This window comes from Alteromonas macleodii, assembly GCF_903772925.1.
In the GTDB taxonomy this organism is placed as follows: Bacteria; Pseudomonadota; Gammaproteobacteria; order Enterobacterales; family Alteromonadaceae; genus Alteromonas; species Alteromonas macleodii_A.
On the sequence record NZ_LR812090.1, the window covers coordinates 634,624 to 648,036 of the forward strand.

Consider the following 13,413-nt stretch of genomic DNA (forward strand, 5'->3'; position numbering starts at 1 on the left):
GCCAATTCTTTTTAATTAGAAAACAACGAAAACAGCCTTCATATTGCAATTAGTTATATAAAGGCTGAATGTGTTGCTATTTAGTTCTTACGCTTACGGTTTTCGCGGTCTCCGCGATTGCCTCGGTCTTCACGGTTGCCGCGAGTTGCTCTGTCGCCACGATTACCACGACCCTCACGCTTAGCTGGTGGCGTATCAGACCATTCGCGAATATTTAAACGCTGTCCAGCAACACGTGTGCCTTGAAGCGTATCGCGGGTTTCCTTAGGCATGCCGTCAGGAAGGTCTACCGTGCTGAAGTTGTCATAAATTTCGATAGCGCCAATGTGCTTCGAGTTTATGTTTGCTTCGTTCGCAATAGCGCCAACGATGTTGCCAGGCTTCGCGCCGTGAACATGACCTACCTCAATACGGAAACGCTGCATGCCTTCTTCTGGCTTGCGGTTACCACGTGGTACTCTTGGCTTTCTTTCGCGACCATCGCGAGAGTTTCTATCACGGTTATCTCGCGGAGGCTTGCTATTAATGTCTGGTCGATCTGACTCTTTAAGAATTAACGGCTCGTCGCCTTGCGCAATTTTAAGTAGCGCAGCCATGATGGTTTCAGGCGATGCTTCGTTTTCTTCTTTAATCATCTCAACAATAGGCATTAATGATTCAATGCTATCGTCTTGAGTAGCTTCGGCAACCGACTGTTTAAAACGGCTTAAGCGTGTCTCATTGATTTCGCTGATTGAAGGAATAGGCATCGCTTCAATAGGCTGCTTAGTGGTTTTCTCGATAGAGTACAACAAGCGTTTTTCACGGTGAGAGATAAATAGAATTGCATCACCTTGACGACCAGCACGACCGGTACGACCAATACGGTGTACGTAAGACTCACTGTCATACGGAATATCGTAGTTGATAACGTGACTTACACGCTCAACGTCAAGACCACGGGCTACTACGTCAGTAGCTACAAGAATGTCGATTTTACCCTGCTTTAGCTTTTCAACAGTGCGCTCACGGGCTGCCTGAGGAATATCACCGTTTAGTGGCTCAACATCGTAACCACGCGCGGATAGTTTATCTGCTAATTCAACAGTAGCGGTTTTCGTGCGTACAAAAATGATCATACCGTCGAACACTTCCACTTCCATGATGCGGGTTAGCGCTTCAAGTTTGTGGTGCGGTGCGATTTGGCAGTAACGCTGACGAATCGTACTTGCTGTGCTTACCTTTGAGGCAATTTTAACGTGCTTAGGGTCTTTTAAGTAACGCTGAGTAATTTTCTTAATTGGACCAGGCATAGTTGCCGAGAACAGCGCAGTTTGGCGCTCTTCTGGTGCGTGGCTAAGAATAAGTTCAACGTCATCAATAAAGCCCATACGAAGCATTTCGTCAGCTTCGTCTAGCACTAAGAACTTAAGTTCACTTAAGTCTAGTGTCTTGCGCTTTATATGGTCGATGATACGGCCTGGTGTACCCACAACCACTTGAACGCCGCGCTTAAGCTGTCGAATTTGGTTGTCGTACGACTGACCGCCGTATACTGGAAGTACTTTAATTTTTTGACTAAAGCTCGCATAAACCTGAAACGCCTCTGCAACCTGAATAGCTAGTTCACGGGTTGGGGCTAATACCAGTAATTGCGGCTTACGTTGCTCAGGATCGATATTTGCCAACATAGGCAGGGCAAACGCAGCGGTTTTTCCTGTCCCTGTCTGTGCCTGACCGAGTAAATCGTGTCCTTCAAGAATAAGAGGAATACTCTCAGCCTGAATAGGAGACGGTTTCTCGTAGCCAACTTTTTCAAGGGCTTGTAAGATTGGTTCTGGTAAATTGAGGTCTTTAAATGTCATGTCGACAGTTGTTGTCATTAAGGGTCCTGGTGCATTAAGTAAGGAGGGTGCGGCATACGACTAAACCGTACTTTTTCGGTTTATTATCGCAAGACGCTATACAGCGTTGAACTGGCCTGTCCGGCGAGTTAATGAAGCGTATTCTTAGCGTATTTCGCGATATGCTTGCCAGCAGTGTTGCAAAAAACAGTATTATATTCGAATAATGGACAGGTTGCCACGAAATTGCACAAATTCGATGAAATAATAAGCAGTTTAGTCAGTGCTTTTGACATAGAGCTGGAATGTGACGACAAAAATCTGAGGAAGGGCAAGGAATTACAATGACAAAGCATAGAACTAATAAATTAATTAAACGCACCACGTTAGCAGTTATGTTAACCAGTGCACTTTTGTCAGGGTGTAGCGAGAAGTCGATGGAAAGCCATTTGGCTGATGCGAGAAACTATGCCTCTCAACAGCAGCTTGATGCCGCCATCGTTGAATACAAAAACGCTATTCAAAAGGGGCCTAATGCGGCAGAACCTCGCTTTGAGCTCGGAAAACTGTACCTACAACAAAATAATTATGCGGCAGCAGAAAAAGAACTTAACAAGGCAATGGACTTAGGCCACCCCGTAAGCCAAGTTATTCCATTGTTATCAGTTGCCTACCAGCAGTCAGGAGCAGAAAATGCCCTTGCTGAAGTAGATTATCGCGCAGAAGGAATGACCGCGGTTGAATCCGCAGAAGTGGGCTTTTATAAGCTTCAAGCACTTATGCAGCTTGGTAAAAACGAAGAGGCGCAAGCGCTTCTAGCCGAGCTTTCTACCCTAGATACCAGTTCGGTTTACAAGGGCCTTATTGATAGTTACGCTTTTGTGCTAGAAAACGATATGGAAGGCGCATTAGCCGCAACAGAAGCCTTGCGTGAGCAAGCGCCGACCAACAAAGACGTATTGCAACAGCTTGCCAAAATTTACCTGCAAAATGGCGAACCCGAAAAAGCCGCAGAGGTGTATGGCGTTTACGTTAGTCAGTTTCCAGATGACGTTACCAGTAAATTTGCGTATGCCGCGCTTCTTATTGAAATAAGAGATCTGGATAAAGCTCAGCCTATTGTGGATGATTTGTTGGTGCTAAACGAAAACCATCCGCTGCTAAATACCTTTAAAGGCATTATTGAGTCGGCAAACGAGAATTACGCGAAAGCCCTTGAACACTTGGAAATTGCCGTTCAAAACGGTAGGAGTGATCAGGTTGTGCGTTTGGTTGCGGGTTTTAGTGCGTATCAAATTCAAGATTTCGAGGCGGCCCAGCGCCACTTAACCATGGTGGCGTCTAGCTTGCCTGATAATCACCCAGGCCTTCGAATGCTGGCAGACAGCATGCTCCAACTCGGTGAAAACGATGAGGCCCTTGAGGTTCTGGCTAGAGTTGAAGGTGAACAAGGTGTTGATGCTGCCCTGTTTTCGAAAGCCAGTTATCAATTGCTTAGAGAAGGCAACGTTGTTGGCGCTCAGCAGATGATAGAAAAATCAGAAGGGGTTAGTACCACAGCCGAAGACTTATCACGTTTAGGTGTTTTACAGCTTTCATTAAACGACATTGATGGGTTAGTAAACCTTGAGCAGGCGGTTGAGCAAGCGCCTGAGTCTGTCACCTCACAAGCAACCTTACTGCGCGCCTATATAGCGACTAACCAGCTTGAAAAGGCGAAAAGTGCGGCCAAAGAGTGGCACGAAGCGTCGCCACAGACTGCGGCTCCCTTGATCTATTTAGGAAACATTGCAACGGCAGAAGGGGCTTATCAAGACGCGGCGCAGTACCTAGATAAAGCAAGCGAGCTCAACGACGCCGGTAATGAGGTTACGTACTCCAGAGCTAAATTGCTGGTTGCCGAGGGCAAGAAAGAAAATGCAGTTGCGTTTATCCGCGCTTTTATCGACGAGAACCCTGCTGACGTCCAAGCTTTGGCGCTGTGGTTCGCGCTCGCAATGGAAAGCGGCAATGCAGACGCCGTTGTTAAGCATGCACAAACGCAGTTTAATGCTAATGAAGGCGATATTAATCTAAGACTTTTACTCGCGAGAATGTACTCGCTTAATAACCAATTAGATAAAACTGTTTCGCTGTTGAGAGCTGTTGAAGGTGATGAGTCATCACCTCAGACTTTCTGGAATTTAAAAGGCCAGGCACTTATTGCCACTAATAACGTAAAAGAAGCCACGACCTTCTTTGACCGCTGGTTATCAATTTACCCACAAGATAAAAATGCGGTATTGGGCAAGCTGCTTATCGTAGACTCTCAAAAGCAATTCAAGCAAGGGTTAGCGCTAACAAACAAGGTGTTATCTAAGCGCCCAGACGCTCAACTAACGCTCTTGAAAGCGTATTTTCATAGCCGTCTTGGTCAATCTAAACCGGCATGGGAAATTATCAATAATGTCTCTGACGAGGTTAAGGCATTGCCGTTCGTAAGAGGCATTATTGCGCGTTTACATCTTATAGATAAAGCGCCAGAGCAGGCCGTAGATCACGCCAAAGCCGCTTATGATGCTACTTCAAACTCAGACAATGCTTTGCTGCTTGTTGCAGCCCTTGAGATGTCAGGTAAAAAAGAGCAAGCGTTTAGCTTTTTGCAAAAGCATGTAAATGCGCACAATAACGACGTACAAAGTGCAATGTTGTTAGCTGAGCGCCAAATAGGTAATGATAGAGCCGCAGCTATAGATACCTATGAACTTATACTTACAAAAACGCCTGACAATTTTGTGGTGCTTAACAACTTGGCGTATTTAGCGTTTGAAGAAAAAAACCTTCAGCGAGCAGAAGAGCTAGCGAAAAAAGCGGTATCGCTGCAAAGTGAAAATGCTGATGCTGTGGACACATTAGCGCAGATTTATATCGCTAAAGGTGAGAAAGAAGAAGCGCTAACCTTGTATGAGCAAATATCAACAGGGCCCATTGCTAGCGATGAAGTGTATTTAAATCACGTCGCCTTATTGCTTAAGCTCGATAAAAAAGAGTTAGCAAAACGACGCTTAGCAAGTAGGGAGTTTACCTCTGAAGCCGCGAAGCAAAGAGTAGAAAGCCTTAAGCAGCAATACGGCGTGTAAGGCGCTTTGATAAAGGTTTTAGCTATTTAACTGACTTTGTTAGTTTTCTTTAGTAGCAAAAACTGAAATGAAAGAAGGCCACTTATCGTGGCCTTCTCTTTATGGTTGCCTGCCTGTCTGCTTGGGAAGCTTCTGATTAACTACCTGTGTCTAGACAGCCTCAGGCACTCATTCTCTGCTATTTTGTGACGCGACCTGCGCTTTTAGATCCCGTAACTCTTTGAGCACGTCATGCAGCGTAGGCTCGATATTGCCTTGTGCGATTTGCTCTTCAAGTAAGGCGGCTTCTTTTTCTGCTCTTGCCTTTTCGTTTTCTCTTTCCATCACATTTACCACAATGCCGATAACCATGTTGAGGAAAGCGAATGCGGTAAAGAATATAAAGGTTAAGTAGAAAATCCAACTTAGTGAGTACACTTCTTGAGTTTCGTACATCACATCTGTCCAATCTTCGAAGGTCATGATCCTAAAGAGTGTCAGCATAGAGATGGTGATATCGCCCCACAACACAGGGTTAATATTTTCAAACAATGTGCTGCCTACCGCTGCGTATATATAGAAGATGATAAACATCAGCAGCATGACATAGCCTAGCTGAGGCAAAGCTTTCACTAGAGAAACAAGGAGTATTCTAAGCTCTGGGATGATTGAAATCATACGAAGCACGCGGAAGACCCGCACTAAACGCGCAATCAGCGCAAGCTCAGTGTCGTCTGCCGGGATTAGACTGATAACTACAATGAGGGTGTCAAACCAGTTCCAGAAGCTTTTGAAAAAGTAACGCTTTTGCTTCTCCGCTAGAAAGCGAATTGTGATTTCAGTTAGAAAAAAAGCGCTAATAAACCAGTCTAAAAACAAAGTAATAGATGACATGCCAGTGGGTAGTTCATAGGTCTTCGCACCGACTAATAACGCCGATATCACGATGACGCTGATAACAAAGGCTTCAAACCATTTGTTTGCTCTTATGCGCTCAAATTTATTTTGTAGTTCAGAGGCTTGCATTTTTATTTATCACTCAAGAAAAAAACAATAAACCAAGAGGCTTGTCGTAAGCTTACTTGGCGTTATACTAAAGTTGTTGTTCGCACACTTTATGCGCCAAAATGTAGGGGCAAAAAGGCGACTTTAAAGCCTTAAACCCGGCAAAAATAACATCACTAAAAATAGAGACAAATTCAAAGGGCATAATCATGGATGATGAGTTACAGCTGTTGCAAGAGAAATTACGCGTCGTTTCAATGCGTTTATCTAATTTTGTAATGACTAAGCAAAATGCCGAAGCCTTATGTGCTGACTACCGGCAGCTGCTAGGTGCTTTACAAAAGTTTTCTTGCGGCAAATAAGCACGCTTTTACACCACAACATATAGTGTATAAACGCTAAACATGTACAAAAAAGGGCAGCCAGTAGCTACCCTCTTTACGTCGTATTCAAACGCTTATCTAGCGATATAAAACAACCTATTTGTTGCTATTGCTCTCGACTGGCTTAAGACCGCGGTTGATCATAGCCACATCTTCGCCTGTAAGGGTTCCCGCCGCTTGCTTAAGTGTAATAACAGACTGAATGAAGTCATAGCGCGCACCAGCAAGATTACGACGCGCATCAAACAGGTTACGTGTGCTATCAAGCACATCAACAATAGTACGCGTACCTACATCAAATCCAGCTTCTGTTGCTTTAAGCGCGCTATCCGCCGACACAACTGACTGTTCAAGTGCGCGAATAGTTGAGATAGACGCTTTTACATTGTTAAACGAGCTACGAACCGACTGTACGGTTTGACGATACGTTTGTTCTGCAGCTTGGCTCGCAGCAACGTAGTTGTACTTCGCTTGCGATGTTTGCGCGCTTACGCTGCCACCTTGGTAAATAGGCACGTTCAGTGAGATACCAATTGATTGGCTATCTAGATAAGGCGTTTCATAACCAAATGGAGTCGTTGAGCCATCGTCGTTAAGAATTTCAGCGTCTACATCGTCTTTAGAGCGGCCATAGCTGCCAGACAGCGACAAGGTTGGTAAATGACCCGAACGTGCAATTGCAATGTCTTCTTTCGCCACGTCCATAGCTAAACGGTCTACCAGCAATGCTAAGTTTTTGTCTTGAGCGGTTTCTAGCCAGCTATCTACGGTTTCAGGCACCGGCATTGTGGCCGAGAAATTATCTTTATTTAATCCGTAAAGACGGTCGTGATATTTACCTGTAATCACGCGCAGCGCTTCAAGAGCAAATTCAAGTTCATTTTTAGCCTGAATCTCCTGAGCGACTGTGCTGTCGTAGTTTGCTTGCGCTTCATGCACGTCAGTAATCGCAGTAAGACCAACTTCAAAACGTTGACGGGTTTGTTCAAGTTGACGTTCAATCGCACGTTTTTCTGAACCTACAAACTCTACGTTGTCACGGGCGCGCAGCACGTCAAAGTAAGCCGTAACCGTACGTACAATAAGGTCTTGCATGCTTGCCGCAAGTTGTGCATCGCTTTGTTCAGCAATTTTTTCAGCGCGGTCTAAGCCCAACCAATTAGCGTGGTCGTACAACGACATTGAAAGTGTTAACCCGTAGTCGATGGTGTCTACTTCTGTATCTGTGGTAAATACCTGAAGGCCGTTGTCACCAGCAGCTTGTTGAAAGCGTTCAGAATCTGACATGGTGTAGCCCACAGAGCCAGAGATTTGCGGTAGTAGACTTGCACGACTAATACTGATTCCTTCAAACGCAGCATCACGTTGCGCTTTCGCTTGGTTTACCAATGGATCGTTCGCCAGTGCTTGTTGATATACCTGCATTAGGTCATCGGCTAGTGCACCAGTTGTCATCGAAACACCGATAACCAGCGACAGAAGTGTTCGTTTCATGCTTACGTCTTCCTGTTGTGTTCAAGTTGCGTCGTCATTTATTCGTTAAGACGACTTATTAAAACCAAGTGTATGAAAATTCAACCACAAACCGAAAGTCCAAACTCGTAACAGTATTCGTTTAACTGTAACAGAATATGTGATCTACCCACGCAATTTTTATAGTAATAGACGACTTGTAATATGAGTTTTCTGTTATTCGTACACACTCAACATCGCATTTTACATGCGTATACATGGTTGATGTGTAAATGTACTATGTATGATAAATCTATTTGAACCATAAGTGTCAGCAAATGAGCAAAGAATTCCTTTCATTTACCTCAAATGACGTCGAAATCACCGACATTAAGCCAGTGTATCGTGGTTTCTTTACCATGAATCAGTATCAATTTAAGCACAAGTGTTTCAATGGAGAATGGAGCGACACAGTGACTCGCGAAATTTTTGAACGCGGTCATGCGGTGGGCGTTTTGCCCTACGATCCTATTCTTCAAGAATTCGTGCTAATTGAGCAGGTTAGAATTGGGGCGTTAGCCACATCTTCAAGCCCTTGGTTAATAGAAATTATCGCAGGCATGATAGATAAGGGTGAAACACCAGAAAATGTGTGCCATAGAGAGTCGATGGAAGAGGCGGGAATAGAGTTACAAAACTTGACCAAGGCCCTAAGCTATTTATCGAGCCCAGGCGGTACTACTGAAAGATTACATATATTTATAGCAAAGACTGATGCAAGCTTGGCAAAGGGGATTCACGGGCTTGAAAGCGAGTCTGAGGATATCAAAGTGCATCGCGTAAAAGAGAATACCGCCCTTGAATGGCTAGAAAATGGCCATATAGACAACGCCGCAGCAGTAATTGCGCTACAATGGTTTTTTATGCATAAAACACAACTTCTGGAGCAGTGGCAGACATCGTGACACAACGCAATCAACGAAAATACATCCCTCATCTTCCGTCAATGCAGGCGCTTTGCGAACTGAACTATTCTTACGTTCTTAGAATGCTACCTGACTGCGATACGGAAGACTTGAGTTATGAATTTTCCGTTGGCGTGGGGTTGTCTTATGAGATTAGGATAGTGGACTCTGCTCGCTATACCAGCACGCTAAGCATCAAGCAAACTACCAAAGATATGCCGTCGTACCTAACGCCAACTATGACGGTTCGCCTATATCATGATGCGCGCATGGCTGAAGTGATAAACAGTCAAAATACCGGGGCCCTTGAGCCTTCTTACGAATACCCTAATTTGAAGATGCGCCAGCGCAACGAAAAGCATATGGTAAATATCTTTTTAGCTGAGTGGCTAAACTTTTGCCTGCAACATTCAACAAACGTTACCTCAGAAGCGTGATATCACTAATACAGATAAGTGATTGCCACTTATTTAAGGACAAAGACAAAACCGGTCACGCGGGTATAGCGCCTTATCACTCACTAATTCGGGTACTTAGCGCTGTTCGGCAGGTCCTTGCAGATATTGCTGATTCAAAAAAGCAAAGCGCTAATAAAGAAACTATTGGACAAGAGCCGAAAGTGATAGTGCTGGTTACTGGAGACATCAGCGGCGATAACTCCCCCGAAAGCTATCAGCACTTTACCGCATTAATGGAGCAATATATCGAGCCAGAAAATATAGACTGGTTTGTTCTTGCTGGAAATCATGACAACAATCCGCATTTCGAAAGCTATCTCGGTAGTCGTCACTTGCAGAGCACCAACCCGATAAGCTCTTCGAACTGGCAAATACACGGTATGGATACCCGCGCTTCAGGCAATATGCACACGGCTGCGGGAGAGGTAAGAGGCAGCGATTTAATTGCATTAAAGCAATCGCTAGATGCATCATCGAACGTTAACCATCTTGTTGCGCTCCATCACCATGTATTGCCTTCGAAAAGCTGGATGGATAAACATTTTTTGGCTAATGCGCAGCATTTTGAGTTGCTTATCAATGAATATCCGCAAATAAAGGCGTTAATTCACGGTCATATTCATTCGCCATTGCGCCAAGAAATAGGAACGAATAGCACACCTTCTTACGGAAGCCCGTCTACCTGCTGGCAGTGGCAAATGCGCGCTGAATTCGGTGTAAGCGAAGCGGCACCTGGGTACCAGGTAATTAATTTAATGGATGATGGAACGGTAGACGTTAGGGTTACCGAGGTCTAGGTCTAAAATAGTCCAAAGTACAGAGAACAACACAGTAGAGAACAGTATGCAGCACATCTTATATCTTCATGGCTTTTTGAGTTCGCCGAAGTCGATAAAGGCCCAAGCCACTAAACAATATTTTGAGCAGCATCACTCAAACGTCACTTTACATATTCCTGAACTGTCTAATTTTCCTAGTAAAGTTGAAAGTCAGCTGCTTGAGCTTATTGATAGCACCCCAGCACTGCTCGAAAACGGGCTTAAACTGATTGGTAGCTCAATGGGCGGCTATCTCTCTACATTTTTACTAGAGAAGTTCGGCGGCAAAGCCGTATTAATAAATCCAGCGGTACGCCCCTATGAACTGCTGCAAAACTTCATAGGCACTCATGAGAACCCATACAGCAGAGAAAAGTTTGAGATAGTAGAAAGCGATATGGGGGTTATAAAAGCCTTGGAGGCTGCTTCAATTAAACAGCCAGCTAGTTACAAAGTGCTGCTTCAAACGGAAGATGAAACTCTAGACTACCGCTTGGCTGCAGAGAAGTACCAGCAAAGTCACTTACTTATTGAAGAAGGCGGCGATCACAGCTTTGTTGGTTACGAAAACCACTTACCTGCTATCGCAGAGTTTTTGCTAAAATAAGCGCATTGCCAGTCTTTACTAGCCCTGCTAACATCAAATATACGCAGTGCAGTGCTGTAATTACTCACAGTAGTGTGTGCTTTCTTTCCTTATCGCTGGCTTAAATAACAACCATAACTATGTCAAATCAATATAATTCAGAAGCTATCGAGGTTTTAAACGGCCTTGACCCTGTAAAACGCCGTCCTGGTATGTATACCGACACCACCCGCCCAAACCATTTAGGGCAGGAAGTTATCGATAACAGTGTGGATGAAGCGCTCGCCGGCCATGCCTCTAATATCAAAGTTATTTTGCATGAAGACCAATCGTTAGAAGTTATCGACGATGGTCGTGGCATGCCGGTAGATATACACCCTGAAGAGGGAATATCAGGTGTAGAGCTTATTCTCTGTAAGCTTCACGCGGGCGGTAAGTTTTCAAATAAAAACTACGCCTTCTCTGGTGGTCTTCACGGTGTGGGGATTTCGGTAGTTAATGCGCTTTCAACCCGCGTAGAAGTGACAATTCGACGAGACAGTAACGTATATCAAATTGCCTTTGAAAACGGCGACAAGGTTGAAGATTTACAGGTTATCGATACTTGCGGCAAGCGCAACACAGGTACCCGTGTTCATTTTTGGCCCGACCCGCAATATTTTGATTCTGCAAAGTTCTCGGTTAGCCGTCTTGTTCATAATCTGCGTGCCAAAGCGGTATTAAGCCCTGGCTTACGCATTCGCTTTGACAACAAAATTACCAAAGAAAGCCAAGAGTGGTATTACGAAGATGGCCTAAAAGACTATCTTTACCAAGCGGTGGAAGAGTTCGAAACCTTACCGTCAGATACGCCATTTGTAGGCACGTTTAGTGGCAACACAGAAGCCGCCGATTGGGCTGTGATGTGGTTGCCCGAAGGTGGTGATTTGGTCACGGAGAGTTACGTTAACCTTATCCCTACCGCGCAAGGTGGTACACACGTTAATGGATTACGACAAGGCTTACTGGAGTCGATGCGCGAATTTTGCGAATTTAGAAACTTAATGCCCCGTGGCGTTAAGTTATCGCCAGATGACATTTGGGACCGCTGTGCCTATATCCTGTCGACTAAGATGCAGGACCCGCAGTTTGCCGGGCAGACTAAAGAACGCCTGTCTTCACGTCAGGCAAGCGCGTTTGTATCAGGCGTGGTGAAAGACGCATTCAGCCTTTGGTTAAACCAGCATACGGAAATTGCTGAAGCCCTTGCTGAAATGTGTATCAACAATGCACAGCGCCGTCTTCGACAGGTGAAAAAAGTTGCCCGTAAAAAGGTTACACAAGGCCCTGCACTACCGGGTAAATTAACCGACTGTTCATCGCAAGACATTTCTTACTCTGAGTTGTTTTTAGTAGAGGGTGATTCGGCAGGTGGCTCGGCTAAACAAGCGCGAGACCGAGAGTTTCAGGCAATAATGCCCCTACGCGGTAAAATCTTAAATAGCTGGGAAGTAGACTCTTCTCAGGTACTGGCATCACAGGAAATTCACGATATTTCTGTGGCGCTGGGTATAGATCCAGATTCAACAGACTTGTCTGGTTTGCGCTATGGTAAAATTTGTATTCTTGCCGATGCTGACTCTGACGGGCTACACATTGCAACCTTACTATGTGCGCTCTTTGTACGTCATTTCAGAACCTTGGTAGAGCAGGGACATGTGTATGTGGCTATGCCACCGCTATTTAGAATAGATGTGGGTAAAGAGGTGTATTACGCTCTAGATGAAGGCGAAAAGCAGGGTATTCTGGATCGTATTGAAGCAGAAAAGAAACGGGGTAAAGTTAACGTACAGCGCTTCAAAGGTTTGGGTGAAATGAACCCGCTACAGCTTCGCGAAACGACTATGGACCCGAACACCCGTCGCCTTGTTCAGCTCACTATTGAAGATGCTGAAGAGATGATGGAGCTAATGGATATGCTGCTTGCTAAGAAGCGTTCTGGTGACCGTAAAACCTGGCTTGAAAGCAAAGGCAATATGGCAGAAGTTGCGCTATAGCGCTAGTAAGAGCTTACGCACAGAATTAACGTTGATGCTTTAAAAGCTGGTCAAAAAGCAAAACGTCACAAAAAGTGAATAGAAAACGCCGAGATACTATCCTGAAACATGGAGTTCTCGGCGTTTTAGTTTGTGCATCTGCAACAAAATACTGCCACGCATTATAACACTGGTGCCGTTTAAGATGAGTAGCGGCCAGCTTTGGCTTAACGGCATTGTTAAGCCAAACATTAAAGTGCTAACGTCTTTAATCAAGATGTTTCGAAATAACGCAAAGGACAGCGAGCCTACTTTTTGTCTACGCTGCAACACAAGCCACTGATGCAGCGAACCTTGAAATAATATGACGGTGACAACCAGCATCAACGTGTTTGCGCCAAGTTGCGCAAGCGTTGGGAAAGGGCGAAAAGCGATGGAAAGGGTACCGCCAACAAGCGCAAGCAGAGCAATAGCGGCAACGTAGCCTGAAATTGTAGTTCGCCTGTGTTGCCAAATTTTCCAAATTATTATGAGCGTAAGAATGAGCGCGCCAAAACGCGTCCAAACCAAGTAATGGTTAAAAGGCTCTACCGAAATGCCAAATAGGAAAATAGAGAAAAACGCAAAATAGCTAGAGCCAAACTGGTTTAGCGACAAGCTGTGGTTCGCATCGCTTTTCTCGCTTGCAACGGACACTTGATGGTGCGTCATAGCTTTAATTTGTGACCATAAACCTAACCAAGTCAGTAAAAAAAGCGCGGCACTAGCAAAGCCTAATATGTGGTAAAGCACGCAGTCAGCTCCACGTTA

Annotated in this window: 11 protein-coding genes; 7 read left to right on the top strand and 4 right to left on the bottom strand. The window is 44.8% G+C overall.

Annotated features, from left to right (window positions below):
• Nucleotides 1-80: 80 nt before the first annotated feature.
• Nucleotides 81-1,862, bottom strand: coding sequence for a DEAD/DEAH box helicase (locus PCAR9_RS02890; protein WP_179982318.1), 1,782 nt, complete (start codon nucleotides 1,860-1,862; stop codon nucleotides 81-83).
• A gap of 305 nt (nucleotides 1,863-2,167) precedes the next feature.
• On the opposite strand from PCAR9_RS02890, the gene prsT reads away from it, so the two are divergent.
• The gene (prsT, locus tag PCAR9_RS02895) at nucleotides 2,168-4,942 is read left to right on the top strand and encodes an XrtA/PEP-CTERM system TPR-repeat protein PrsT (RefSeq protein ID WP_179982319.1); all 2,775 of its coding nucleotides are present in this window, start codon (nucleotides 2,168-2,170) and stop codon (nucleotides 4,940-4,942) included.
• Between the two features lie 168 nt (nucleotides 4,943-5,110).
• Here the strand turns inward: prsT and PCAR9_RS02900 are convergent, their stop codons facing one another.
• Nucleotides 5,111-5,947, bottom strand: coding sequence for an ion transporter (locus PCAR9_RS02900; protein WP_179982320.1), 837 nt, complete (start codon nucleotides 5,945-5,947; stop codon nucleotides 5,111-5,113).
• Nucleotides 5,948-6,135: 188 nt separating this feature from the next.
• Here PCAR9_RS02900 and PCAR9_RS02905 point away from each other — a divergent pair, with 188 nt between their 5' ends.
• Nucleotides 6,136-6,288 (top strand): hypothetical protein, encoded by a 153-nt coding sequence (locus PCAR9_RS02905; protein WP_179982321.1) that lies wholly within the window; start codon nucleotides 6,136-6,138, stop codon nucleotides 6,286-6,288.
• Between the two features lie 117 nt (nucleotides 6,289-6,405).
• On the opposite strand, the gene tolC is transcribed toward PCAR9_RS02905, so the two are convergent.
• Complete coding sequence (gene tolC / locus PCAR9_RS02910; RefSeq protein ID WP_179982322.1) at nucleotides 6,406-7,803, bottom strand: outer membrane channel protein TolC; 1,398 nt, start codon at nucleotides 7,801-7,803, stop codon at nucleotides 6,406-6,408.
• Between the two features lie 296 nt (nucleotides 7,804-8,099).
• Between tolC and nudF the strand changes: the two genes are divergently transcribed.
• From nudF to parE, 5 genes are all read left to right on the top strand, one after another.
• Nucleotides 8,100-8,726, top strand: coding sequence for an ADP-ribose diphosphatase (nudF, locus tag PCAR9_RS02915; protein ID WP_179982323.1), 627 nt, complete (start codon nucleotides 8,100-8,102; stop codon nucleotides 8,724-8,726).
• Nucleotides 8,723-9,163, top strand: a complete 441-nt coding sequence (locus PCAR9_RS02920; protein ID WP_420000780.1) for a DUF1249 domain-containing protein — start codon at nucleotides 8,723-8,725, stop codon at nucleotides 9,161-9,163. The genes nudF and PCAR9_RS02920 overlap by 4 nt, the downstream gene beginning before the upstream one ends.
• Nucleotides 9,160-9,981 carry a metallophosphoesterase gene (locus tag PCAR9_RS02925; RefSeq protein WP_179982324.1) on the top strand — a complete coding sequence of 274 codons (822 nt, stop codon included), beginning with the start codon at nucleotides 9,160-9,162 and terminating at the stop codon, nucleotides 9,979-9,981. Before PCAR9_RS02920 ends, PCAR9_RS02925 begins: the two co-directional genes overlap by 4 nt.
• 46 nt (nucleotides 9,982-10,027) lie before the next feature.
• Nucleotides 10,028-10,609, top strand: a complete 582-nt coding sequence (locus tag PCAR9_RS02930) for a YqiA/YcfP family alpha/beta fold hydrolase (RefSeq protein WP_179982325.1) — start codon at nucleotides 10,028-10,030, stop codon at nucleotides 10,607-10,609.
• Between the two features lie 119 nt (nucleotides 10,610-10,728).
• On the top strand, nucleotides 10,729-12,624 hold the full coding sequence (gene parE, locus PCAR9_RS02935; protein ID WP_179982326.1) for a DNA topoisomerase IV subunit B: 1,896 nt from the start codon (nucleotides 10,729-10,731) through the stop codon (nucleotides 12,622-12,624).
• Nucleotides 12,625-12,720: 96 nt separating this feature from the next.
• On the opposite strand, the gene PCAR9_RS20025 is transcribed toward parE, so the two are convergent.
• Entirely contained in the window at nucleotides 12,721-13,395 is a 675-nt protein-coding gene (locus PCAR9_RS20025) for a hypothetical protein (protein WP_232091103.1), read from the bottom strand.
• Between the last annotated feature and the right edge of the window lie 18 nt (nucleotides 13,396-13,413).

What these genes read in the sequence shown, in the direction of transcription:
- PCAR9_RS02930 (WP_179982325.1), top strand. Translation starts at nt 10,028, where the DNA reads ATGCAGCACATCTTATATCTTCATGGCTTTTTGAGTTCGCCGAAGTCG.
- PCAR9_RS02905 (WP_179982321.1), top strand. Translation starts at nt 6,136, where the DNA reads ATGGATGATGAGTTACAGCTGTTGCAAGAGAAATTACGCGTCGTTTCA.
- PCAR9_RS02890 (WP_179982318.1), bottom strand. Translation starts at nt 1,862, where the DNA reads ATGACAACAACTGTCGACATGACATTTAAAGACCTCAATTTACCAGAA.
- PCAR9_RS02900 (WP_179982320.1), bottom strand. Translation starts at nt 5,947, where the DNA reads ATGCAAGCCTCTGAACTACAAAATAAATTTGAGCGCATAAGAGCAAAC.
- parE (WP_179982326.1), top strand. Translation starts at nt 10,729, where the DNA reads ATGTCAAATCAATATAATTCAGAAGCTATCGAGGTTTTAAACGGCCTT.
- prsT (WP_179982319.1), top strand. Translation starts at nt 2,168, where the DNA reads ATGACAAAGCATAGAACTAATAAATTAATTAAACGCACCACGTTAGCA.
- nudF (WP_179982323.1), top strand. Translation starts at nt 8,100, where the DNA reads ATGAGCAAAGAATTCCTTTCATTTACCTCAAATGACGTCGAAATCACC.
- tolC (WP_179982322.1), bottom strand. Translation starts at nt 7,803, where the DNA reads ATGAAACGAACACTTCTGTCGCTGGTTATCGGTGTTTCGATGACAACT.